Raw genomic sequence first — 22,719 nt, 5'->3', positions numbered from 1 at the left:
ATCCCCCCGTACGACCCGCCAGCGGCTTCATTCGCTTGAAGGAGCCCTGCATGAGCACCACGAATCACATCGTCAAGGACCTGTCGCTGGCCGACTGGGGCCGCAAGGAAATCAAGATCGCCGAGCATGAGATGCCGGCGCTGATGGCCATCCGCAAGGAATACGCCGAGACCCAGCCGCTCAAGGGCGCACGCGTCACCGGTTCGCTGCACATGACCATCCAGACGGCCGTGCTGGTCGAGACGCTGCAAGCCCTGGGCGCCGAGGTGCGCTGGGCCTCGTGCAACATCTTCTCGACGCAGGACCACGCCGCCGCCGCGCTGGCCGCCGTCGGCACGCCCGTGTTTGCCTACAAGGGCGAAACGCTGGAAGACTACTGGGACTACACGCACCGCATCTTCGAATTCGCCGGCAAGGGCGAGGCGGGCGAAGGCCCCAACATGATCCTGGACGACGGCGGCGACGCGACGCTGCTGATGCACCTGGGCCAGAAGGCCGAGAAGGACTTGTCCGTGCTGGCCAACCCCGGCAGCGAGGAAGAGCGCATCCTGTTCGCGGCCATCAAGAAGAAGGTCGCCGAAGACGGCACCTGGTACACCCGCAAGAGCGCTGAGATCATCGGCGTGACCGAAGAGACGACCACGGGCGTGCACCGCCTGAAGGAAATGTCGGCCAAGGGCACGCTGCTGTTCCGCGCCATCAACGTCAACGACTCGGTCACCAAGAGCAAGTTCGACAACCTCTACGGCTGCCGTGAATCGCTGGTGGACGGCATCAAGCGCGCTACCGACGTGATGGTCGCCGGCAAGATCGCCGTCGTGGCCGGTTATGGCGACGTGGGCAAGGGCTCGGCCCAGGCGCTGCGTGCGCTGTCGGCGCAAGTGTGGGTCACCGAGATCGACCCCATCTGCGCGCTGCAGGCCGCGATGGAAGGCTATCGCGTCGTGACGATGGAGTACGCCCAAAGCAAGGCCGACATCTTCGTGACGACGACCGGCAACAAGAACGTCATCCGCCACGAGCACATGCTGGCGATGAAGAACAACGCCATCGTCTGCAACATCGGCCACTTCGACAACGAGATCGAGGTCGCGGCGCTGGAGCAGTACGAGTGGGAAGAGATCAAGCCCCAGGTCGACCATGTGATCTTCCCGGACGGCAAGCGGATCATTCTCTTGGCCAAGGGCCGCCTGGTGAACCTGGGCTGCGGCACGGGCCACCCGAGCTATGTGATGAGCAGCTCGTTCGCGAACCAGACCATCGCCCAGATCGAGCTCTACGCGCACAAGGACAACTACGCCATCGGCCAGGTCTATGTGCTGCCCAAGCACCTGGACGAGAAGGTCGCGCGCCTGCAGCTGACCACGCTGAATGCGCAGCTGACCGAGCTGACGGAAGAGCAGGCCGCCTACATCGGCGTCAACAAGGCCGGCCCGTACAAGCCCGACACTTATCGGTACTGATCGTCGATGCGCGCTGACCAGCTCCTCGTCGCCCAAGGCCTGGCACCGACCCGCTCGGTGGCCCAGCGCTTGATCTCGAACGCCGCCGCCGAATGGGCCTCGCCCACCGGCTGGGCGATGTTGAAGAAGGCCGGCGAGGACCTGCCCGAGACGGCGCAGCTGCGCGTCACCGACGACGCGGAGCTGCGCTATGTGTCGCGTGGCGGGCTCAAGCTGGAAGGCGCGCTCACCCGCGTCGGCTTCGACGTCACGACGCACACTGTGCTGGACGTCGGCCAGAGCACAGGCGGCTTCACAGACTGCCTGCTGGCTCACGGCGCCCGCCATGTCGTTGGCGTGGACGTAGGCCATGGCCAGCTGCATGCCAAGCTGCTGGCCGACCCGCGCGTCACGGCGCTGGAAGGCGTGCATGTGCGCGAGCTGGACGTGTTGCGCCAGCACGCGCCGACGGGCGGTTTCACGCTGATCGTCGGCGACCTGAGTTTCATTTCCATGGTGGGCAGCCTCCCGGAGTTGCTGCCCTGGCTGGAGGTGCACGGCCATCTGCTCGTGCTCATCAAGCCGCAGTTCGAACTGGGGCCACAAGCCCTGGGCAAGGGCGGTCTCGTCAAGGACGAGGCCGACTACCCGCGACTGGAAGCCCGCGTGCGCCTGGCCTGCACGGCCCTCGGCCTCAAGGTGCTGGACTACTTCGACAGCCCCATCACCGGCGGTGATGGCAACCGCGAATTCTTCTTGTGGGCCTCCCGATGAGCACCCTTGTCAGTTTCGAATTTTTCCCCCCAAACACGCCGGTCGGCGTCGAAAAGCTCAAGACCGTCGTGCAGGAGCTGGGCGCGATGTCGCCCCAGTACTTCAGCGTCACCTACGGCGCCGGCGGCTCCACGCGCGACAAGACCCTGGGCGCCGTGATGGACATCGCCGCGGCCGGCTTCAACGCCGCCCCGCACTTGAGCTGCGTGGGCTCCACGCGCGAGAACATCGCCGAGATCCTGGCCACCTACCGTGCCCAGGACATCCACCGCGTCGTCGCGCTGCGCGGCGACCTGCCCAGCGGCACGGCCACGGCGGGCGAGTTCCGCTACGCCTCCGAACTGGTCAGCTTCATCCGCGAGACCCAGGGCAAGGATTGGCATATCGAGGTCGCGGCCTACCCCGAGGTGCACCCGCAGCAGCGCTATGCGGCGCGCGACCTGCAGCACTTCGTCGACAAGATGAAGGCCGGCGCCGATGGCGCGATCACGCAGTTCTTCTTCAACGCCGACGCCTACTTCCACTTCGTCGACGAGGCGCGCCGCCTGGGCGTCACCCAGCCCATCGTGCCGGGCATCATGCCCTTCCACAACTACGGCCGCATCGCCCAGTTCGCGCAGCGTGACGGCATCGACATCCCGCGCTGGGTGCAGATGAAGATGGAAGGTTTCATGGACGACGCCGCCAGCATCCGTGCCTTCGGCCTGGACGTCATCACGCGGCTGTGCGAACGCCTCATCGACGGCGGCGCGCCGGGCATCCACTTCTACACGCTCAACCAGAGCGCGCTGACGCTGGAGTTGTGCAAACGCCTCGGCCTTGGCAACAAGGTTTGATCCAGCTCAAAACCCCACATCGAGTGTGGCGCTGCGAGGCGCCGCCTTGTGTTGCCTCAAACCGCCGTGAGCCGCCGGCGCGTGCAATGCCTCCATCGGGACACGTCCCATTCACTGGAGCCATTGATGAAGTTCTCTTCCGCCCTGCGCCTGGCCGCCGTTGCCGCCGCTGCCCTTGCCCTGCAGCCCGCCTTCGCCGATGAAGGCCCGCTGCTGGTACGCGTGCGGGCGCTGCACCTGGATTCCGCCAACAAGGACAGCACGGGCCTGGGCCTGTCGATCAACAACAAGACCTTCCCAGAAGTTGATTTCAGCTACTTCATCGCGCCCAACATCGCGGCCGAACTGATCCTGACCTATCCGCAGAAGCAGACGATCTACTCCAACGGCAGCGAGATCGGCTCGCTCAAGCACCTGCCGCCGACGCTGACGCTGCAGTACCACTTCAACCCGACCGGCACCGTGCGTCCCTACGTCGGTGCGGGCGTGAACTACACGAACTTCTCCAGCGTCGAGTTCGCGCCTGCCGTGCAGACCGCTCTTCATCCCAGCATCAAGCACAACAGCTGGGGCGCTGCCTGGCAGATCGGCGCAGACGTCGAGATCAGCAAGGGCACCTATCTGAACTTCGACGTGAAGAAGGTCGACCTGCAGACGACGGTCTATGCCAACGGCGCGTCGGCCGGCAAGTTCAAGGTCAACCCGACACTTGCCAGCGTCGGCCTGGGTTGGCGGTTCTGACGGCCGCTTGCGCTCATGTAAATGAGCGCTTTACGTAAGCGAAAGTCACTTCGCTCCGCAAGAATGCGCGGCCATGAGCCGCCTTCTTGTTGCGCTGGCAATGCTGTGTGCCAACGCCCTGTGCGCGGCCCAGACAACGCCCCCGCCCCCGCCCGCCGCGCCGGCCTCCGCCGCCAGCGGCGCCGCCAACCGCCTGGACCGCGTCGAGGTCAACGGCGGGCCGACGGCCAACAGCCGCCGCCGCAACAGCACGGCCAGCAAGATCGTCATCGAGCGCGAAGACCTGGACCGCTACGGCGACACGGTGCTGGGCGACGTGCTGCGCCGCCTGCCCGGCGTCACCATCGGCGGCCGGCCCGGGCGTGGCGGCGACATCCGCATGCGCGGCCTGGGCAGCGGCTTCACGCAGATCCTCGTCGACGGCGAACGCGCGCCGGCCGGCTTCGCGGTGGAGGACCTGCCGCCGGACCAGGTCGAGCGCATCGAGATCTACCGCGCGCCCACCGCCGAGACTGGAGCGCGCGCCATTGCCGGCACCATCAACATCATCCTGCGCGAGCCGCTGCTCAAGGCCACGAACGAGCTGCGCCTGAGCCTCGGCCAGGACCGCGGCGAGCCGCAGGCCGACGCCAGCTGGACGCGCAACCTGAAGTGGGGCGGCCCGAACGGCGACGAGTTCGTCGGCGCGGTGTCGACCAACGCCGGCCTGCACCGTCGCTTCAACAACATCGACTCGCACAACCGCGTCGTCGACACCGACACCGGCCAGGTGCTCAACGAGACCGTGCAGCAAGGCACGAGCGTGGGCAACAGCGCCAACCTCAACGGCAATGCGCGCCTGCGCTGGAAATACAGCGACACGCTGAGCTTCAACCTCGCGCCCTTCTTCGCGCTGTCGCAGAGCGAAGGTTCAAGCCAGAACAACGCCGTCGGCTTCACGCGCTTTCGCGACGTGCAAGGCGAAAACGACAGCCGCGTGCACAACCTGAGACTCAACCTGTCGGCCAACTATCGGCCCGCCGTCGGTGAGAGCTGGGACCTGCGCGTGGGCCGTGGCGGCTTCAAGTCCACCAGCAACAGCCAGCGCCGCGAGACGCTGAAGGACATCGGCATCGACCTGGAGCGCATCCAGGACGACCACAACGTCACCGACGAAGGCCAGACCAGCCTGGGCGCCAAGTGGAGCCTCAAGACCGCCAAGGAGCACCAGTGGGTGACCGGCGCCGAGAGCGAGCAGAGCCACCGGGTGCAGGTGCGCCGCACGCTGATCGACGGCGTGGAGTCGCCCGCGCTGCAGAAGTTCGGCGACACGCTGGGCTCGCGCAACCAGCGTTTTGCGGCCTACACGCAGGACGAGTGGAGCCCGAGCAAGATCTGGTCGGTCTATGCCGGCATCCGCTACGAACGCATCGAGACCCGCGCCGACGCGAGCGGCTTGCTGCCCGACACGCGCAACGTCTCGCAGGTCACGTCGCCGCTCTTTCACCTGCTGTGGAAGCCCGAGGCCTTCCCCAAGGACCAGGTGCGGCTGAGCCTGACGCGCAGCTATCGCTCGCCCAACCTCAACGACCTGATCGCCCGGCCGACCATCAACACCACCTACCCCACCGGCCCCAACCTGCCCACCTACGCCGACCGCGCCGGCAACCCCGACCTCAAACCCGAGCTGGCCACCGGCGTGGACCTGAGCCTGGAGCACTGGCTGCCCACCGGCGGCATCGTGTCGGGCAGCGCTTTCGTGCGCGACATCAAGAGCCTGATCCGAAGCAACCTGCAGCTGGAGACCGTGCCCTGGGACGAGTCGCAGCGCTGGGTCAGCCGGCCGCGCAACATGGAAGGCGCGCGCACCATGGGCTTCGAGTTCGAGGTCAAGGCGCGCCTGGACGAGCTGTGGGAGGAAGCGCCGCCCGAATGGCAGTTGCTGCTGCTGCGCTTCAACATCGCCGTCTTCGACAGCAAGGTCAAGGGCATCCCGGGCTCCAACGCCCGCCTGGACCAGCAGCCGCGCGGCAGCCTGAACTTCGGCCTCGACCACCGCTGGAAGGCCCTGGGCCAGAACTTCGGCAGCGGCTTCAACTTCAACTACGTGCCGGCCAGCAGCGTGCAGCAGACCCTCAACCTGAAGCGTGAGGAGACCGCCCGCCGCCAGTTCGATGCCTACCTGTCCTGGGCCAGCGGCTCGGTGCGCGACGGCATCAACTGGCGCCTGTCCCTGGCCAACCTGCTGCCGCGCGATGCACAGGTCACGTCGGAGGCCGTCTACATCGACACCATCACCAGCCACAACATCGTCACCGACAGCTGGTCACGCAACCGCACCTTCCGGGTGATCTCGCTGCGGGCAGACATGCGGTTTTGAGCATCGCTGCCGGTATCGCCTGGTAGCGGGTTAGGCGAGCGCAGGCGCTCGCCTAAGTATTACGCCGCCATATCCTGGCCGGGGTGCGCAAGCGAAGGTGCTTCGGCCTCCTGCCTCTGCCTGGTGCGAGGCTTGAGTCGAAGGGCCGGACGTTCGATGAACGTCCAGGACAACCAAGCCAGGACCAACACCATGCATGTCGTCAGCAGCAGCGACATGAGGAAAGGAACTTTGGGCTCCAGCCAGATGTACACCAGCTGCTGGGTCGGCCAACCCCACAGATAGACACCGTAGGACAAATCGCCAAATCGGCCGGCACTGCGCAGCACGGGCCATGAGCGGCTGCCCACGCAGACCGCCACGGGCGGAATGGCCAGCCAGGTCGCCAGATGCTGATGGCCCAGCAGCGCGGCCACCAGTGCACCCGCCAGGAGGACGGCAAGCCGCCGCGCGGTAAGAGGGAAGTAGAGAAGGGCTGCACCAAAGCCGAAGAACAGCATCAACTGCGTCAGGCGCAACTCCTCGGCCACGAGCGCGCGCGCCACCAGGGCATCGTCGAGGTGCGCGGCCAGATAGCAGGTCAGCCCCAACAGCAGCCCGCCCGCCACCGCAAAGCGCATCCGCTTCTGCAGAAGGAATGCGCCCACCGCGAAGATCAGATAGCAACGAACCTCATAGGGGATGGTCCAGAGGGGGCCGTTGAGCTTCCCATCGCCCGGCCGGGCGATGAAGTGAATGTCGTCCCAATAGCTCAGCGGAACAAGGTTGCCGCTGTAGGCCAGGAGCCCTTGCCAGTAGGCGGTACTGTGGCGAGTGGCGGCGTACCAGGCAAGGCCGATGCATAGCACCAATATGCAGGCCGCGAAGCCGGGCATGATGCGCAGCGCACGCCGCGCCAGGAACCGAGCAACGTGGGGGTCGCGCTCCCAGCTTTGCGCGACCAGGTAGCCGCTGATGCTGAAGAACAGCATCACGCCGAAATGGCCCAACGTGATCATGGACGTGGATCGAATGCCGGGCTCGATACCGCCCATGAGCGGGAAGTGATGTGTCAACAGCACCAGGAATGCGCCGACGATACGCAGCCCGTCGAAGTTGTTTGCGCGATTGCTCATGGCCTCCCCGGCGCTATGTCGTTCTGCCTCCAATGTAGCAACCGGCTCAAGCCAAAGATCACCCACCACCGGCTGCCACAACCCGGTCGAGAATGTACTGATGACCCGCCGCATCCTGTTCTTTTGCATGGGCAATATCTGCCGCAGCCCGACGGCCGAGGGCGTCATGCGCGCCAAGCTGGAGGCTGCCGGCCTCGATGTTGAGGTGGACTCGGCCGGCACGCACGGCTATCACATCGGCGCGCCGCCGGATGAGCGCAGCCAGGAGCACGCGCTGAAGCGTGGCTATGACCTGAGTCGCTTGCGCGCCCGCAAGCTGGTGGCGGAGGACTTCGCCCGCTTCGACCTTGTGCTGGCAATGGATGCCGACAACCTCACCCATGCGGAACGGCTGTGCCCGCCCAGCCAACGGCATCGACTGAAGCTGCTGATGGACTACGCGCCTCACGCAGGCAACCCGCAAGTGCCTGACCCCTACTACGGCGGCGCTGCCGGCTTCGATGAGGTGCTGGACTTGGTCGAAGCAGCTTGTGATGGATTGGTTGAGAGCCTTCGCAAGCGATGATCGTTTCGCCTCGCGTCCATGCAGTCCGGGCTGGATCGGCGTTCCGCTCTTGAGAGCGTGCCGCGCCACATCCAATCAGCAGCGGTGACATCGAGTTTCTTGGGGTAAACCGTATTTGTTCGTCGAGCGAACAAATTACGATGTCGAGCGCTGTCATAAGAAGTGCTGGAGACATGAACCCCATCAAGCCCCTGCTGGGCGCCCTGCTGCTCGCCGCCGCAACTGCCCAGGCCGCGCCACCTGCCGACGTGTCCTACAACTGGCGCCCGGTCGCCATCGGTGGCGGCGGCTTTGTGGATGGCATCGTCTTCCAGCCCGCCGTGCCGGGCCTGGCCTATGCCCGCACCGACATGGGCGGCGCCTACCGCCGCGACACGGCCACCGGTCCCTGGCAGCCGCTGCTGGACTGGTTGCCGCTGGCCGACGTGAACCTGATGGGCGTGGAGAGCCTGGCCGTCGACCCCAACGACTCCGACGCCCTGTATCTGGCTTGCGGCACCTACACCAACCCCGCCGTTCCCAATGGCGCCGTGCTGCGCTCACACGATCGCGGCCGCACCTTCCAGCGCACCGACTTGCCCTTCAAGCTCGGCGGCAATGAGGGCGGCCGCGGCAATGGCGAGCGGCTGGCCGTGGACCCCAATGACGGCCGCGTGCTCTACCTCGCCAGCCGCTTTGCCGGCCTGTGGCGCAGCGCGGATGCAGCCAAGAGCTTCCAGCGCGTGGACGCTTTCCCCGACTCGGCCTGGCGCCGCGACGCGGCCGACGGCCCGCCACCCAGCTGGGGCGGCAGCGACGGCAAGGCGACGATCAACTTCGTGCTCTTCGACCCGAGCAGTGGCACACGCGGCCAGCCCAGCCGAACGATCTACGCGGGCGTGTCGGTCATCGGCCGGCCCAGCCTTTGGGTGAGTCGCGATGCCGGCACGAGCTGGCTGCCTATCCCCGGTGCCCCGACGCAGTACCGCCCGATGCGCGCCGCGCTCGCGAGTGACGGCAAGCTCTACATCGCCTATGCCAGCGACCCCGGCCCGCACCGTATGAAAGACGGCGCGGTCTGGCGCTACGACATCCCCAAGCAGGCTTGGGCCGACATCACGCCCGAGCGCCCCAGCGCCGCCCTCCCCTTCGGTTATGCCACCGTCGCCGTCGATGCCGCGAACCCGCAGCGCCTGCTCGCCAGCACGGTCGGCCGAGGCGCGGGCGACCAGCTCTTTCGCAGCACCGATGGCGGCGCGACGTGGAAGCCGCCGTTCCTCGCTGCGAAGTTCGACGCCGCCGCCGCGCCTTACGTTGCCGACACGCCGGTGCACTGGATGTACGACGTCAAGATCAACCCCGCCAACCCCGACCATGCCCTCTTCACCACCGGCTATGGCGGCTGGGAAACGCTGGACCTGACCCAGGCCGACAACGCCAAGCCCACGCATTGGCAGGTCATGAGCACCGGCATCGAGGAGACCGTGGCCCTGGCGCTGCACAGCCCGACCCAGGGCGTCCCGCTCGTCACGGCCATCGGTGACTACTCGGGCTTCGTCCATGCCGACCTCGACGTGCCCGCACCCGGCAACCCCAAGCCGCCCTTCTTCGGCAACACGCACGACGTGACCGGCGCCGAGCTGGCGCCCGAGGTCATCGTGCGCATCGGCCATGCACGCATCGGCAAAAACCTGGGCTATTCGCTGGACGGCGGCAAGACCTGGCGTGAGCCGGCCGCCGTGCCCGACCCCAAGTCCGGCGACGGCTTCATCGCCGTGTCTGCGGATGGCAAGGCCTGGGTCTGGACACCGAAGGGTGGGCAGCCCCATGTCAGCCACGACCGCGGCGACACGTGGACCGCGGCGCAGGGCCTGCCCGCCGGCACCCGTGTCGTTGCCGACCGCGTGAACCCGCGCCGCTTCCACGCAATGGCGCTGTTCGACGACAAGCTGTACGCGAGTGACGACGGCGGCAAGACCTTCAGCGCCCGGCCGCTGGCCCTGCCCGACGGTGCCGTCGAACGCCCCGCGCCGCGCAACCACGACGGCGGCGACCGCGGCGACCACCGCGGCGGCCAGGACAGGCTCTACGCCACGCCCGGCCGCGAGGGCGACCTGTGGCTCGCGGCCTACCACGGCCTGTACCGCGCCGGTGATGGCAAAGGCTTCAAGCGGCAGCCCGCCGTCACGCAGATCCACGCGTTCGGCTTTGGCCGCGCGTCGCCAGGCTCAGCCGAGCCGGCCCTCTACCTCGTCGGTGTCGTCTCCGGCCAATACGGCATCTTCCGGTCGGCCGACAGTGCAGCGAGCTGGCGGCGCATCAACGACGACGCGCACCAGTGGGGCCTGATCCTGCAGATCAGCGGCGACCCCAAGGTGTTCGGCCGCGTCTACGTCGGCACGCATGGCCGCGGCGTGCAGTACGGAGATCCAAATCCCTAATCAGAGGCGCCGCCCATCGTCAGATTGACGGTCGTGCCCGTCATGCCGCTTGCCTTGTCGGAGGCCAGGAACACGGCCATCTGCGCCACTTCCTCGAGCCTCATGACGCGTTTCGGGTGGCTCCAGTTGGCGAGGAAGACCTGGAACTGCTCCCACGTCATGCCCATTCGCGCGGCCTTGAGCTCGAAGGCTTCCTTCATCACCTGGGTCTCGGGCATGCCATGCGGGCGCAGGCCGACGACGCGGATGCCATGCGGCGCGAGTTCGGTGGACAGGTCGCGCGTCAACGCCTCCTTGGCGGCTTGAGCGGCACCATAGCCGCCGTTCAGCGCCGTGCCGGTGCGCCCCGGCAGCGCAGTGACGGTCATGATGACGCCTGACTTGGCCGCTACCATGCGCCGCGCCGCAAGCCGCGCCGTCAGAAAGTAAGACCTGGCGTAGTCGACGACCGGGGCGGAGAACTGCGCCAGGCCCAGTTCCACCAACGGCACGCCCAGCGCCTTCGCGTTCGAGAACCCCGCAGCGTTGAACGAGATGTCCAGGTGCCCTGCCTGTTCGACCACCGCCTGCAAATGCCGGTCAATAGCCTGCTCGTCAAGCGCGTCCACCTCCGCAGCATGGGCGGACCCGCCCGCCGACTCGATCTGGCCAGCCAGGGCTTGCACGCCGCCAAGCTGGCGGCCCGTCACAAAGACCTTGGCACCCTCCTGCGCGAACGCGCGCGCGACGGCCCCACCAATCGCTCCCGCGGCGCCATAGATCACCGCCACCTTGTTCTTCAACAGCATGTCGCTTCCTTTCAGCATGGATGGCCAGCCGCAACTCAACGGCTGGCGACGGGGGATCCCGTCACTGCTGTAGACACCACGACATCAGCAAACTGGGCGGCGCTCGGGGACCGCCCAGTTCCGGCGCCCGCCGGTGTCTACAGGGATGAAGACAATCAATCCACGAAGCGAGGCACCGATGGACAGGGTGAATCCGGACTTGATCGACAAGGCGCGGGCCGGCGACGGCGACGCCTTCCGCGAGGCGCTCGCGCCCTACCGGCGCGAGCTGCAACTGCATTGCTACCGAATGCTCGGCAATTTCCAGGACGCCGAGGACGCGCTGCAGGACACGCTGCTGGCGGCCTGGCAGGGCCTGGATGGCTTCGAAGGCCGCGCGTCGCTGCGCACCTGGCTCTACCAGATCGCAACGAACCGCTGCCTGAACCTGCGCCGCACCGCCAGCCGGCGGCCGGCCAAGGCCTGGGACGTGCCCAACATCGAACCGCCCGAGCCGACCCGGCTCGGCGAGGTGGTGTGGCTGGAGCCCTATCCCGACGAGCTGCTGGACGGCGTCATCGACGTGGCGCCCGGCCCGCACACCGTCTACGAGCGCAGCGAATCCATCTCGCTGGCCTTCGTCACCGCCCTGCAGCTGCTGCCGCCGCGACAGCTGGCCGTGCTGATCCTGCGCGATGTGCTCGGCTTCAGCGCCAACGAGGTGGCCAACATGCTGGATGCGACGCTGGAGTCGGTGACCAGCGCGCTGAAGCGGGCCCGCGCCGGCCTGCAGCGCCGCCAGCCGACGGGCCGCGCCGCACCTCCTGTGATCGGCTCGCCAGCGGAGACGGCCATCACCGCGAAGTTCACCCAGGCCTACGAGACCGGCAACCTCGACGCCTTGGTGGCCCTGCTGACCGACGACGTGTTTGTCTCCATGCCGCCGATGCCGCTGGAGTACGAAGGCCTGGACGCCGCCACGCGCTTCTTCGCCAGCATCTACGGCGCCGGCCGGCGCTTCACGCTGCTGCCGACGCGGGCCAATGGCCAGCCGGCCTTCGGTGCCTACGTCCTCGCGCCCAACGGCATCCGCCATGGCGCCGGCCTGTTCGTGATGACGCTGGCGGGCGAGCGCATCTGTGCACTGACGCGCTTCGAGAGCAGCGTGCTGCCGTGGTTCGACCTGCCGCGGTCGCTGCCGCCGGTCACTTAGGTCGTGGTGGGGCGAGCCGCCGCAGCGACGACTTCAGCAGCCGGTCGCTGGCATCGTAGAGGCTGACCAGTTCCAGCTGCACCGGGCCGGTCGGCGTCCTGATCTCATGCAGATGGCGCCGCAACCGCCGGCCCGACTCGAAACGCGTGTCGTCGCTGGCCGGCCCCAGGCGCTGCGCGACCTCGGCAGGCGTCAGGCCGGGCGCGAGCGTCAGCGCCTCCTGTGCCCATCCGCTCTTGAGCGCCTGCAGTTCCGCCTCGGGCGGCGAAGGCGGATCGTCCATGGCCTCGAAGACGACGCGCGTGTCGTCCGGCCAGCTGGCGTCGCCCATCGGCAGGCGGAACATGCGCTCGCGCAGCGAGTAGCCCCAGTCGTAGTCGGGCCCGCCGTCGTCGCGCAGGCCGTGCAGCAGGCGTGCGCTGAGGGTCAGGCGACGCTCGCCGTGCACCAGCGTCACGGCAAAGATGGGCCGGTCGGCGAAGTTGCTGGGGCTCCAGTCACGGTCCGCGCAATCGGCGGTGTCCAGCTGCAGCAGCCCAAACAGGAACGTCGCGCCGCGTGCCACGCCGCTGCCGAAGGCGACGCGGCATTGCAGCCGCAGGTCGCCCAGGCGCCGCTCGCTCTCGGGCACGCCGGGCGTGCGGATGTCGGGCCGCCAGGTCACGCGACCATCGGCCAGACGGCTGCGCACCTCGGTGCGCTCAGGAAGCAGCCGCCACGCCGGGTCGACGACGAAGCGGGCCTCGGCGTCCAGCACCACCGGCTGTCGGCCGGTGGGCACCATCAGCCCAAGCTCCAGCGCCTGCGTCGTCTCGGCCTGCGTGCGCGCATAGACCTTGAACCTCAGCGCCGCTGCCGGCGCCAGCACATGGTGCTTCTCGAACAGCGCCTCGGCCTTGAAGAGCTGGCCCAGCGTCTTCTTCTCACGCGCCGTGGCAGCTTCGCCCTGCACCTCGACGCGGCCGAGCTGGGCCTCGGGCGGTGGCGCGCTGGCGGGCAGCGCGAGCGCGCCGGCCAGCAGCACCATCGAGAGGTTCATCACACCAACGCGAATGCGTCCCGCGTCAGGTTCTCGGGCGCCTCGCCGGCCGTGCGGCAGGCCACGTCGTCCTCGATGCGGATGCCGCCGTAGCGCGACAGCCGCTCCACCGCGCCCCAGTCAACCTGCGCCGCCTGCGGCGATGCGCGCAGCTGGCGCAACAGCGTCGGGATGAAGTACAGCCCCGGCTCGATGGTGACCACCATGCCCGCCTGCATCGGCCGCGTCAGCCGCAAGTAGCGGTGGCCTTCGGGCTTGTCGGCCACGCCGCCGTCCTCGTTGGCCATGAAGCCGCCGACGTCGTGCACCTGCAGGCCCAGCAGATGGCCGATGCCGTGCGGGAAGAAGGGCTTGGTGACGCCTTCGGCCACCATCGCCTCATCGCTCATGTTGACGATGCCGGCCTCGCGCAGCACGCGGGCGATGCGGCGGTGCGTGCTGAGGTGGATGTCGCGGTAGTCGACGCCCTCGCGCACCTCATCGACCAGGCCGAGCTGCTCACGCTCCATGGCCGCGATCAGCGCCGCGAACTCGTCATGGCCGGGCGCCGCCCAGGTGCGGGTGATGTCGCTGGCATAGCCGTTGACCTGGGCGCCGGCGTCGATGAGGAAGCTGCGCGACTCGGGCGGCGGGCTCTCGTCCTGGTACTGGTAGTGCAGCACCGCGGCGTGCTCGTTGAGGCCGACGATGTTGCTGTAGGGCAGGTCGCGGTCGGTGTGGCCGGTGGCGACCAGATAGGCCCGGTGAATGGATGCCTCACTCTCGCCGCGCAGGAAGGCGGCGCGGGCGGCGTTGTGGCCCGGCACGGCGCGGCGCTGGGCGGCGCGCATCTGTTCCAGCTCATAAGGGCTCTTCACGCCGCGGGCCCAGTGCAGCAGGTTCAGCAGGGTCTCGGGGTTGTTGGGCGTGATGCCGGACAGCGCGGCATCGGCCTCACCGATGATGGCCGTGCGCGGCGTGACGCAGTCAGCCAGCGCGGTGGCGGCCTCTTCGGGCTCGCGAATGACGACCAGCTCGACCGCATCCACCCACTCGCCGCTCGGCGCGCTGGGCGGCACATGCCAGTAGTCGTCGGGCTGGTAGTAGACGACGCGCAGCTTCCTGCCCGGGCGCACGGCCAGCCAGGAATGCGGGTGGTTGGTCAGCGGCAGCCAGTGCTTGAAATGCGGGTTGGCCTGGAAGAGATAGGGCCGGTCGTCGAGGAAGGCGTATTTCTCGATGCCGGAGGCGATCAGCAGTGTGTCGAAGCCGGTGCGCTCGAGTGCCGATTCCGCGTGCTGCTGCAATGCGGCAAGGTGGTCGGTGTAGAGGCTCATCGCTCGGCTCACTTGCGCACGTAGGTCAGCTTCTTCGTGCCGCCGTCGCAGCTACCGATGACCTTGGCGTCGCCGACCTTGTCGTTGTCAACGGCAGCGATCTCGTAGCGCTTGACGCCCTTCTCGTCGAGCTTGGCGGCGATCTCGGTCTTGAGTTCGTCGCAGGGCTTGGACGCGGCGTGGGCGGCCTGGGTCAGCAGCAGAGCGGCGGCGGCGGCGCTCAGGATCAGCAGGGTGGGCTTGGACATCGGATTTGCGTGTGTCAGGGGAGATATTGGATTGTGAGACAGGCGGACTCATCCGGTTGTCTTTGCCCAAGTCCTCATGACTCGCGTGCACTGCCGCGGGAATCCGCCCCGCGAGGGCGGGTAACTTTTCTCTGACGCGCCAGAGAAAAGTCACCAAAAGAGGAGCGCTCAATGCAATCCGCACTCGAGCGGGATCAGGTGCTCGCGTTGCTCGAAGCGGGCTGCACCCCGAAGCGAACCGCTGCGCTCTCGCCCACCACTTGTGCCGAGCACCAGCGATCAGACCTTCACGCCGCTTAAGTCGCGGCTGCACGCCGACGCCCGACAAATACCGAACAGCCGCGTCGCTCGGGCGACGCTGCATTTGGTTTTCTGATGAGCCCGGCGTGCAGCCGCGCGTCGAACGGGCCGCTGGTGCGATGGATGTTGGTCGTGACAAGTCAGACGCGAGAGCGCAGCGGGTCGCTTCTTCGCGCAATGCCAGCGGATGTTTTCGCGCGCCGCTCATCGCGGTGTCGCGCTGGTGTGCGGTTCAGGGCCTCTTCTTTGGTGACTTTCTTCTGGCCCCGCAGAAGAAAGTTACCCGGCCGCCGGGACGGACTCCCGGCAATGCAGCGAGCAGACACGCCCTAAGCAAAAGCAACCCAAACCACCGTCACCCCTCCCGATCCCAAACCACCCCCTCCTCCGTCAGCATCGCATCCAACGCCACATCCAGCTGACTCGGCTTCAACAGCGGCAAAAAGCCATGCGCGTAGCCGATCCCAACAGCTGCCGGCCTCGGATCCATCTCCGCCAGCGTCTTGTCCATGAAGCCACCGCCATAGCCCAGCCGCAGGCCGGCAGGCCCGAAGCCCAGGCAGGGCACCAGCATCAGCTGCGGCTTGAATTCTTCGGTGTCCTTGGGCTTGGGAATGTGGAAGGCGTCTTCCTCCATCGGGCAGCCGGGGTACCAGACATGAAAGCGCAGCGTGCCGTGCACCTTGTCCACCACCGGCAGGCCGATGCGGCGATGCGGGTGGGTCTCGCCCCAGCGGTAGAGCGTGGGCAGTGGATCGAACTCGCCCTTGATGGGCCAGTAGGCACCGATGGTGGTCTCGCGCCGGCGCAGCAGCCAGACGCTCAGCACCTCCTGCAGCTCGGCGGCCAGGTCCAGGCGGTTGGGCAGGGCCAGCCGTTGTTCGATCAGCTTGTGCCGGATGGCGGCGCGGTCGTTGGCGTCCAAGAGCGTGGCTTTCTTCCGGACCTGTGAATCTGGCCATTGTGGGCCAAGCGCCGACCTCGCTAGAGTCCCGACCCAACGGAAACGCAGGGAGAACCACCAGTGCTGAACAAGCTCAACCAGCTCAGCGAATCAAGCGGGGCGCTCAAGCCGGGCCGCGGCATGATCAGCGGCGTCATCGCGCTGACCCTCGCCATCCTGTGCTTCCTCGGCGTGCTGGCCTTCCACTTCCCCGAATACCTGACGACGCCGCAGTTGCGCCAGTCCTACGACGTCGACGTGATCCGGCGCCTGCTGTACTGGGCCTTGGTGCTGTCCGGCGGGCTGGCGCTGTTCAACATCGTGTTCAGCCGCATGCGCTGGCTGGCGCTGTGGACCTTCGTGCTGCTGGGCCTGGCATTGGCGCTGGGCGGGCACAAGGTCGAGGTGGACCCGAACTTCCCCGACCACACGCCCTATGTCGGCCTGGACTGGTTCATCCTCGACCTGCTGGGCTCGACGCTGATCTTCGTCTTCATCGAGAAGCTGTTCGCGCTGCGCCGTGACCAGCCGGTGTTCCGCCCCGAGTGGCAGACGGATTTCCACCACTTCATCGTCAACCACCTGGCCGTGGGCTTCGTGATGCTGGCCACCAATCTCCTGGTGCACAAGTTCTTCGGCTGGGCGGCCAAGGACGGCATCCAGGGCTGGGTGCAGGGCCTGCCCTTCCCCGTCGCCCTCTTCCTCATCGTCCTGGTGGCCGACCTGGTGCAGTACTGGACGCACCGGGCCTATCACGAGGTGCCGACGCTGTGGCGCCTGCACGCGGTGCACCACAGCGTGAAGAGCATGGACTGGCTGGCCGGCTCGCGCCAACACATCCTGGAGCTCATCATCACGCGCACCCTGGTGCTGGCACCCATCTTCGTGCTGGGCTTCAGCAAGGAAGTCATCGACGCCTACATCGTCGTCGTCGGCTTCCAGGCCGTGTTCAACCACGCCAACGTCAGCGTGCGCCTGGGGCCGCTGCGCTACCTCATCGTGACGCCCAACTTCCACCACTGGCACCACTCGCAGGACCAGGAGGCGCTGGACAAGAACTACGCGGCTCACTTCGCCTTTCTTGACCACCTGTTCGGCACCGCCGTGCAGTCGGATCGCAAATGGCCGGAGCACTACGGCGTGCTGGGTGACTATGTGCCCGACGGCTTCCTGCGCCAGCTGCACTTCCCGTTCACCTGGAAGGGCTGATCACGCATGGACGCCTTCATCGAGCTCTGCGTCGAGCTGCTGCAGCCCCTCGGCCCGGTGCAGCCGCGCCGCATGTTTGGCGGCCACGGCATCTACGTGGACGGCCTGTTCATGGCCTTGGTCATCTCGAACCAGCTCTATCTGAAGACCGACGACGTGTCGCGTGAGCGTTTCGTCGCAGCCGGCTGCGAGCCCTTCAGCTACGGTACCAAGAACGGCGAGCGCCAGGTGATGAGCTACTACCAGCCGCCCGAGGAGACGCTGGAATCACCTGCGCTGATGCTGCCCTGGGCGCGGCTGGCGCTCGAGGCGGCCTTGCGTGCCGCCAACGCCAAGGCCGCGAAGCCCGTGGCCAGGAAGAAATCAGCGGCCCAAAAACCGGCGGGCAAGAAAACCACGGCTCGCCGAGGCTGATACCGGCGGCACCAGCAGCTCGAAGTCGGCGGCGGGCCAGCCTTCCAGCACCGCCGTCTGGCCCGGCGCCAGCGCCACGGCCTCGCCGGCCTCCAGCCACTTGTCTTCGGCCGGCTCGTCGGGGGTGCCCGACAGCGTCAGCCAGACGCGGCCACGGGCCACCGCCAGGCGGCGAGACTCGGCGCCACCGGCCAAGGTCATGGCCCGGCCACCGTCCAAATGCCAAACAGATTGCGCGTCGCTCATGATGAGACTCCTGGGTTGATGTCAGGGATTCTGCTTATTTCACCCAAGGCGGTCCAATGACTCCGCGGCGCCGATTGATACCATTCACGCATGAATCAGCCGAAGCAACCAGTCCGCCAAAGACCCCTGTCCATCGGCCCGCTGCGCGCCTTCGAGGCCGTCGCCCGCTTGCTGTCCTTCCGCGCGGCGGCCGAGGAACTGAGCCTGACGCAGTCGGCCATCAGCCGGCAGATCCAGTCGTTGGAGGAGGAGATCGGCTGCGTGCTCTTCCTGCGCGGCACGCGCAAGGTGGAGCTGTCCAGTGATGGCGCCGTGCTGCTGCCCACCGCCGTGGCCGTGCTGTCCCGGCTGGACCAGACCGTGCGCCAGATCCGCCGCTCGCGTGGCCGGCGCGTCGTCAACGTCAGCACCTTTGCGTCCTTCGCATCGCTGTGGCTGATCCCGCGCATGGAGGCCTTCCAGCGTGAGCATGCCGACATCGACATCCGCGTGTCGGCCTATGACCGCAAGGTCGACCTGGAGGACGGCGAAAGCGACCTGGCGTTGCGCTATGACGACCGTCCCTCGGTGCCGGCGGACGCCGAGCAGCTCTTCGAGGAGCTGCTGTCGCCCTGCGTCAGCCCCTGGTATCTGCAAAACCCACCGGCGCCGCTGAAGCGCGCCGCCGACCTCGCCGGCCATGCGCTGGCCGAAGAAGACGACGCCCGTCCCAGCGCCGAGTTCCTGAGCTGGCGTCGTTGGCTGACCGAAATGGGGGAGCACGATCTGCAGCCGCGCCGCTGGCTGTACCTGAACTTCACCTACCAGCAGGTGCAGGCCGCGCTGACCGGTCAGGGTGTGGCGCTGGCCCGCCTGCCCCTGGTGCACGAACATCTGACGCGCCGCGAGCTCGTCGAGCCCTTCGGCAAGGCCGGACGGCTGGGCTGCCCGTTCAGCTACTGGATGATGCTGGGCCCGAACGCCGCGCGCCGGCCCGAGGTGCAGCAGTTTGCGGACTGGGTGCGCGAGCAGGCGGCCATCACGCGGGCCCAGGTGGCGGGGGTCTAGCCATGTGGAAGCGCGCCCTTCTCTACGGCCTGGCCCTCGCGGCGGGGACTGCGCTGCTGCAATGGCTGGACTATCGCCACCTCGCCCGCGCCCAGTCCGAGACGGTCTATATCGCGCTGATCGCCGTGGTTTTCCTGGCCCTGGGCGCCTGGGCCGGCATCAAGCTGCTCGGCCACCGCGCGCCGCCGGCCCAGCCCTTCGACGGCAACCCGCAGGCGCAGGCGACGCTGGGCATCAGCCCGCGCGAACGCGAGGTGCTGGAACTGCTGGCGGCGGGTCTCTCCAACAAGGAGATCGCCGACAAGCTGCATGTGTCACCCCACACGGTCAAGACGCATGTGGCCAAGCTGTTCGAAAAGCTCGATGCGCGGCGCCGCACCGAGGCCATCCTGAAGGCGAGAGAGCTGGGTTTGCTACGCTGAGCACTTCCTTTCCTTTACCACCCATGTGACCAGGTAGAACCAATGCTCAACGGACTGCCGCTTGTGATCGTGGGGGTACTTGTTTACCTAGTAGCCGGATTTGCAGCGGTCCGCTACCTGTTTGCCCAGGAGCGCGTCGTCTCACTTTGCTACGCAGTCGGGGCAGGGCTTCTCGCCTGCATATTTGCCCCTAAAGCCTGCGACGGTCGATATGACTGCGCCTTCGAAATGCAGGCACTGATGCTTGTCATCTTTTTCTTCGGCGGGGTTTTCGGAACCGCCATATTGCTGGTACTGATCGACCTGTTCAAGACCCGTCGTCCCGGCAAGTGACGCTCGGCGAGCAGCTGTGCGCGGAGTCAAGCGCAACAAACTGGTCGTTTTTCGGCTGATTCCAGCGAAATCACCCATTTGTCCGATAGCCCCGGCGGTCCCAACATCGTTCCATGGCGGTTTTTCCACCCGCCATGAGGTCCAAATGCTGAAAACCATCCTGTCCTTCGGTGCTATCGCCGGCCTGCTCGCCGGCATCCCGCTGTTCGCCCTGCTGATCCTGAACCGGGGCGCACCGCCGGCTCACGGCATGGTCATCGGCTACACGCTGATGCTGATCGCGCTGAGCCTGATCTTCGTCGCCATCAAGCGCCGCCGTGACGACGAACTCGGCGGCGTCATCCGTTTCTGGCCCGCCTTCGCGCTGGGCCTGGCCATCAGCCTCGTCGCAGGCGTCGTCTATGCGGCCGCCTGGGAGGTGACGCTGGCCGTCACCAAGATGGACTTCGGCACCGAGTGGGCCAAGATGTATCTCGCGCAGAACAAGGCCAAGGGCCTGCCCGAGGCCGAGCTGGCCAAGCTCGCCGCCGAGATGGACGAGTTCAAGCGCAACTACGCCAACCCGCTGTTCCGCTTCCCGATGACCATGGCCGAGATCGTGCCGGTCGGCCTGCTGGTGTCACTGATCTCGGCGGCCTTGCTGCGCAACCCGCGCTTCATGGCTTCGAAGCGGACCTGAGGAGACACCCATGTTGCCCACCGGCGCCGCCCTCTACGCCTTCCTGATCGCCACCCTGGTGCTCGCGCTGACGCCGGGACCGGGCGTCGTCTTCATCGTCGCGCGCACGCTGGCGCAGGGGCGCACGGCAGGCCTTGCGTCGGTCGCCGGCGTCGCCCTCGGCAATTTGACGAATGCGGTCGGCGCGTCCATCGGCCTGGCGGCGCTGTTCGCGGCGTCGGCGCTGGCCTTCACCGCCGTGCGCTGGGCCGGCGCGGCCTATCTCGTCTACCTTGGCATCCAGGCCCTGCGCCAGCCGGCCGCAGTGGCTGACGGCACGCCGCCTGCACCCGCCGAGCCACGCAAGCTCTTCCGCGACGGCTTCTTCGTCGCGTTGCTCAACCCCAAGACGACGCTGTTCTTCGCCGCCTTCATCCCGCAGTTCCTGCACCCTGAGGGCTCGCAGGCCGCGCAAGCCTTGACGCTGAGCATCCTCTTCGTCGCGGTCGCCGCGGTGACGGACAGCGGCTATGCGCTGCTGGCCGGCTGGATAAAGCCGCTGTTGCGCGGTGCCGGTGGCCGCGGGCGCTATGTGTCGGCGCTGGTGTACTTCGCCCTGGGCCTGTATGCGGCCTTTGGCGGCAAGCAGAAAGCCTAGGCGGCCACGACCCGAGCGAGCGCCTGTGCCAGCGCCTGCTGCGACCGCAGCACATGGTTGACGCCGGCATCTTCCAGCCACCGCGCCTCTTCCGGCGTTTGGGCGACGACGGCACAGCGCAGCCCGGGATTGAGCTGGCGCGCCGTGGCCAGCATGGCCGGCACGACCCGCACATCAGTCACGGCCACTACCAACCAATCCGCCTGGGCAATGTGGGCCTGCACCAGCGTCATGGCCTCGCTGGCGTCGCCAAGCACGGCCGCATGGCCGGCGGCACGCAGCTTCTCGACGACCTCGCGATCGCGGTCGATGACCACCAGCGGGCGGCTGCCCAGCTCGTCATGCAGGGCCGTGCCCAGCGACCCGTGCCCGACCAGCACCACCTGGCCCGCCAGCGCGCTCTCGGGCGTGTCGGCCGGCAACTCGGCCAGCGGGTCGTCGCGTGCCTCCAGCTTGCGTGCCCAGGCCGAACGCTTCAGCACCCAGCGGCGCAGCGGCTCCACGCCCGAGAACAGCAGCGGGTTCAGCGCAATCGACACGATGGCACCCGCGACGACGAGGCTGGTCGCCTCGGGGGGAATCAGGTTGAGGCTCTGCCCCAGCCCCATCAGAATGAAGCTGAATTCACCGATCTGCGCCAGGCTGACCGCCACCGTCAGCGCGGTCGACAGCGGATAGCGCAGCAGCAGCACCAGCGCGCCGGCGGCGAACGTCTTGCCGACCAGGATGACGGCCACCGTCGCCAGCACCGCCAACGGCTGCTCGACGAGGATGCGCGGGTCGAACAGCATGCCCACCGCAACGAAGAACAGCACGGCGAAGGCGTCGCGCAGCGGCAGGCTCTCGTGGGCCGCGCGCTCGCTGAACGCCGATTCGCGCAGCACCAGGCCGGCGAAGAAGGCGCCGAGCGCCACGCTGACACCGAACAGCGCCGCCGCCCCCACCGCCAGGCCGATGGCGGCGGCCACGGTGGCCAACGTGAACAGCTCGCGCGAGCCCGTGCGGTTGACCTGCCACAGCAGCCACGGCAGCAGGCGCCGGCCAACGATGAGCATGACGGCCACGAAGGCCGCCACGGCGAGCAAGGTTGTCAGGATGGTGACGGCCAGGTTGCCGCCGCCATCGCCCTTGCCGCTGAGTACCGGCATCAACACGAGGGCCAGCACCATGGCCAGGTCCTCGACCACCAGCCAGCCCACGGCGATGCGGCCATTGCCGGTGTGCAGCAGCTCGCGTGATTCCAGCGCGCGCAGCAGGACCACCGTGCTGGCCACCGACAGCGCCAGGCCAAACACCAGCGACGCGCCCAGGTCCCAGCCCCACCACCCGTGAGCCAGGCCCGCGCCCATCACCGTCGCCGCGGCCATCTGCACCAGCGCACCGGGCAGTGCGATGCCCTTGACCGACACCAGGTCGTGCACCGAAAAATGCAGGCCCACGCCGAACATCAGCAGCATGACGCCGACCTCTGACAGCTGCTGGGCCAGGTGCACGTCGCCGACGAAGCCCGGCGTGTGCGGCCCGATCAGCACGCCGGCCAGCAAGTAGCCCACGAGGGCCGGCAGCCGCGCCCATTGCGCGAGCAGGCCCAGCACCAGAGCCAGGCCAAAGGCAGCGGCCAGCGTCGAGATCAGGGTCATGCCATCGTGCATCG

The 22,719-nt window shown here is 67.5% G+C and carries 23 protein-coding genes; 15 read left to right on the top strand and 8 right to left on the bottom strand.

The annotated features are described in order from the left end of the window. The first annotated feature begins 50 nt into the window (after positions 1–50). From ahcY to AC1DW0_RS08790, 5 genes are all read left to right on the top strand, one after another. Entirely contained in the window at positions 51–1,463 is a 1,413-nt protein-coding gene (gene ahcY, locus AC1DW0_RS08810; protein WP_056192443.1) for an adenosylhomocysteinase, read from the top strand. A 6-nt stretch (positions 1,464–1,469) separates the two neighbouring features. Next, a complete protein-coding gene (locus tag AC1DW0_RS08805) occupies positions 1,470–2,216 on the top strand; it encodes a TlyA family RNA methyltransferase (RefSeq protein ID WP_056192440.1) in 747 nt (248 codons plus the stop codon). Beyond that, positions 2,213–3,052 (top strand): methylenetetrahydrofolate reductase [NAD(P)H], encoded by an 840-nt coding sequence (gene metF, locus AC1DW0_RS08800; RefSeq protein ID WP_457352611.1) that lies wholly within the window; start codon positions 2,213–2,215, stop codon positions 3,050–3,052. Before AC1DW0_RS08805 ends, metF begins: the two co-directional genes overlap by 4 nt. 126 nt (positions 3,053–3,178) lie before the next feature. After that, a complete protein-coding gene (locus AC1DW0_RS08795; RefSeq protein WP_056192435.1) occupies positions 3,179–3,793 on the top strand; it encodes an OmpW/AlkL family protein in 615 nt (204 codons plus the stop codon). 73 nt (positions 3,794–3,866) lie between these two features. Continuing rightward, entirely contained in the window at positions 3,867–6,152 is a 2,286-nt protein-coding gene (locus AC1DW0_RS08790) for a TonB-dependent receptor plug domain-containing protein (protein ID WP_477945436.1), read from the top strand. A gap of 59 nt (positions 6,153–6,211) precedes the next feature. Here the strand turns inward: AC1DW0_RS08790 and AC1DW0_RS08785 are convergent, their stop codons facing one another. Continuing rightward, the gene (locus AC1DW0_RS08785) at positions 6,212–7,267 is read right to left on the bottom strand and encodes an acyltransferase family protein (RefSeq protein WP_477945434.1); all 1,056 of its coding nucleotides are present in this window, start codon (positions 7,265–7,267) and stop codon (positions 6,212–6,214) included. 100 nt (positions 7,268–7,367) lie between these two features. Between AC1DW0_RS08785 and AC1DW0_RS08780 the strand changes: the two genes are divergently transcribed. Together AC1DW0_RS08780 and AC1DW0_RS08775 are read left to right on the top strand one after the other, a co-directional pair. Further along, entirely contained in the window at positions 7,368–7,832 is a 465-nt protein-coding gene (locus tag AC1DW0_RS08780) for a low molecular weight protein-tyrosine-phosphatase (RefSeq protein ID WP_056192426.1), read from the top strand. 173 nt (positions 7,833–8,005) lie between these two features. Further along, complete coding sequence (locus tag AC1DW0_RS08775) at positions 8,006–10,252, top strand: xyloglucanase (RefSeq protein WP_477945432.1); 2,247 nt, start codon at positions 8,006–8,008, stop codon at positions 10,250–10,252. On the opposite strand, the gene AC1DW0_RS08770 is transcribed toward AC1DW0_RS08775, so the two are convergent. Continuing rightward, complete coding sequence (locus tag AC1DW0_RS08770) at positions 10,249–11,040, bottom strand: SDR family NAD(P)-dependent oxidoreductase (RefSeq protein WP_477945430.1); 792 nt, start codon at positions 11,038–11,040, stop codon at positions 10,249–10,251. The genes AC1DW0_RS08775 and AC1DW0_RS08770 overlap by 4 nt on opposite strands. 178 nt (positions 11,041–11,218) lie before the next feature. Here AC1DW0_RS08770 and AC1DW0_RS08765 point away from each other — a divergent pair, with 178 nt between their 5' ends. Then, positions 11,219–12,232 (top strand): sigma-70 family RNA polymerase sigma factor, encoded by a 1,014-nt coding sequence (locus tag AC1DW0_RS08765; protein WP_477945428.1) that lies wholly within the window; start codon positions 11,219–11,221, stop codon positions 12,230–12,232. Here the strand turns inward: AC1DW0_RS08765 and AC1DW0_RS08760 are convergent. The 4 genes from AC1DW0_RS08760 to AC1DW0_RS08745 all read right to left on the bottom strand — a co-directional run bounded on the left by AC1DW0_RS08760 (position 12,225) and on the right by AC1DW0_RS08745 (position 16,060). Beyond that, positions 12,225–13,271 (bottom strand): hypothetical protein, encoded by a 1,047-nt coding sequence (locus AC1DW0_RS08760; RefSeq protein WP_477945426.1) that lies wholly within the window; start codon positions 13,269–13,271, stop codon positions 12,225–12,227. The genes AC1DW0_RS08765 and AC1DW0_RS08760 overlap by 8 nt on opposite strands. Beyond that, positions 13,271–14,587 (bottom strand): Xaa-Pro dipeptidase, encoded by a 1,317-nt coding sequence (pepQ, locus tag AC1DW0_RS08755; RefSeq protein WP_477945424.1) that lies wholly within the window; start codon positions 14,585–14,587, stop codon positions 13,271–13,273. Before pepQ ends, AC1DW0_RS08760 begins: the two co-directional genes overlap by 1 nt. A gap of 8 nt (positions 14,588–14,595) precedes the next feature. Continuing rightward, on the bottom strand, positions 14,596–14,835 hold the full coding sequence (locus AC1DW0_RS08750) for a DUF1161 domain-containing protein (protein WP_477945422.1): 240 nt from the start codon (positions 14,833–14,835) through the stop codon (positions 14,596–14,598). A 655-nt stretch (positions 14,836–15,490) separates the two neighbouring features. Continuing rightward, entirely contained in the window at positions 15,491–16,060 is a 570-nt protein-coding gene (locus AC1DW0_RS08745; RefSeq protein WP_057298116.1) for a 5-formyltetrahydrofolate cyclo-ligase, read from the bottom strand. 99 nt (positions 16,061–16,159) lie between these two features. On the opposite strand from AC1DW0_RS08745, the gene AC1DW0_RS08740 reads away from it, so the two are divergent. Together AC1DW0_RS08740 and AC1DW0_RS08735 are read left to right on the top strand one after the other, a co-directional pair. Further along, positions 16,160–17,287: a sterol desaturase family protein gene (locus AC1DW0_RS08740; protein WP_057298115.1), complete on the top strand. Its 1,128-nt coding sequence runs from the start codon at positions 16,160–16,162 to the stop codon at positions 17,285–17,287. Positions 17,288–17,293: 6 nt separating this feature from the next. Further along, complete coding sequence (locus AC1DW0_RS08735; protein WP_457390567.1) at positions 17,294–17,701, top strand: TfoX/Sxy family protein; 408 nt, start codon at positions 17,294–17,296, stop codon at positions 17,699–17,701. Here AC1DW0_RS08735 and AC1DW0_RS08730 read toward each other — a convergent pair. After that, positions 17,651–17,947 (bottom strand): DUF2917 domain-containing protein, encoded by a 297-nt coding sequence (locus tag AC1DW0_RS08730; RefSeq protein WP_082532395.1) that lies wholly within the window; start codon positions 17,945–17,947, stop codon positions 17,651–17,653. The genes AC1DW0_RS08735 and AC1DW0_RS08730 overlap by 51 nt on opposite strands. Positions 17,948–18,037: 90 nt before the next feature. Here AC1DW0_RS08730 and AC1DW0_RS08725 point away from each other — a divergent pair, with 90 nt between their 5' ends. The 5 genes from AC1DW0_RS08725 to AC1DW0_RS08705 all read left to right on the top strand — a co-directional run bounded on the left by AC1DW0_RS08725 (position 18,038) and on the right by AC1DW0_RS08705 (position 21,065). Continuing rightward, positions 18,038–18,994 carry a LysR substrate-binding domain-containing protein gene (locus tag AC1DW0_RS08725; RefSeq protein WP_056192407.1) on the top strand — a complete coding sequence of 319 codons (957 nt, stop codon included), beginning with the start codon at positions 18,038–18,040 and terminating at the stop codon, positions 18,992–18,994. 2 nt (positions 18,995–18,996) lie between these two features. Further along, positions 18,997–19,416 (top strand): response regulator transcription factor, encoded by a 420-nt coding sequence (locus AC1DW0_RS08720; RefSeq protein WP_477945418.1) that lies wholly within the window; start codon positions 18,997–18,999, stop codon positions 19,414–19,416. A gap of 42 nt (positions 19,417–19,458) precedes the next feature. Next, on the top strand, positions 19,459–19,749 hold the full coding sequence (locus AC1DW0_RS08715) for a hypothetical protein (protein WP_477945416.1): 291 nt from the start codon (positions 19,459–19,461) through the stop codon (positions 19,747–19,749). A 145-nt stretch (positions 19,750–19,894) separates the two neighbouring features. Beyond that, positions 19,895–20,428, top strand: coding sequence for a DUF4199 domain-containing protein (locus tag AC1DW0_RS08710; RefSeq protein WP_477945415.1), 534 nt, complete (start codon positions 19,895–19,897; stop codon positions 20,426–20,428). Between the two features lie 10 nt (positions 20,429–20,438). Then, complete coding sequence (locus AC1DW0_RS08705) at positions 20,439–21,065, top strand: LysE family translocator (protein WP_457390565.1); 627 nt, start codon at positions 20,439–20,441, stop codon at positions 21,063–21,065. On the opposite strand, the gene AC1DW0_RS08700 is transcribed toward AC1DW0_RS08705, so the two are convergent. Continuing rightward, positions 21,062–22,717, bottom strand: a complete 1,656-nt coding sequence (locus AC1DW0_RS08700) for a cation:proton antiporter (RefSeq protein ID WP_477945671.1) — start codon at positions 22,715–22,717, stop codon at positions 21,062–21,064. The genes AC1DW0_RS08705 and AC1DW0_RS08700 overlap by 4 nt on opposite strands. Positions 22,718–22,719: the final 2 nt, after the last annotated feature.

The organism is Roseateles sp. P4_D2 (assembly GCF_056401875.1).
This window is presented reverse-complemented; position numbering and strand designations above follow the sequence as displayed.